The sequence below is a fragment of the Pseudomonas sp. OTU750018 genome, assembly GCF_011636575.1.
GTDB lineage: Bacteria > Pseudomonadota > Gammaproteobacteria > Pseudomonadales > Pseudomonadaceae > Aquipseudomonas > Aquipseudomonas peli.
The window spans coordinates 1-469 of the sequence record NZ_JAAPAU010000008.1; the positions used below are offsets into that span (position 1 = coordinate 1).

Annotated in this window: 1 protein-coding gene and 1 pseudogene; both read right to left on the bottom strand. The window is 62.7% G+C overall.

Translation table 11 applies throughout. The annotated features are described in order from the left end of the window. Window positions 1-205 (bottom strand): hypothetical protein (locus HCI85_RS20870; RefSeq protein WP_206678004.1); only part of this gene is annotated, 205 nt, incomplete at its 3' end. Between the two features lie 50 nt (window positions 206-255). Beyond that, window positions 256-469, bottom strand: a pseudogene (locus HCI85_RS20875) (translational GTPase TypA); the annotation flags it as partial.

Below are 469 nucleotides of genomic sequence, written 5' to 3' on the forward strand. Positions count from 1 at the left end.
GCCGCGGCGCCCTCACCAGTTGGGCCCAGAACGCCGGCCCGCGCAGCCAGCGCAAGAGCACGATGAGGCTGATCGCATTGAACGCGCTGCGCCAGAACGTCAGCTCAAAGCTACGCGCCACCTCCAGATGCCGCGTGACCACGCCTGCCGTGCTCCACAGCAGCGTGACCAGGATCATCAACAACACCGCGCGACGATGACTCATGAATTAGAGCGGCCCCTTTCGGGGCCGCGTTTACCTATCTGGCTTGAGGCTTAAGCGCGCGATGCACGCTTGCGCTCATTCTCAGTGAGGAAGCGCTTGCGGACACGCACACTCTTCGGGGTGATCTCGACCAGCTCGTCGTCGTCGATGAAGTCGACACCGTACTCCAGCGTCAGGTCGATAGGCGGCGTGATCTTGATCGCGTCTTCCTTGCCGCTGACGCGGAAGTTGGTCAGCTGCTTGGTACGCGTGGCGTTGACGACC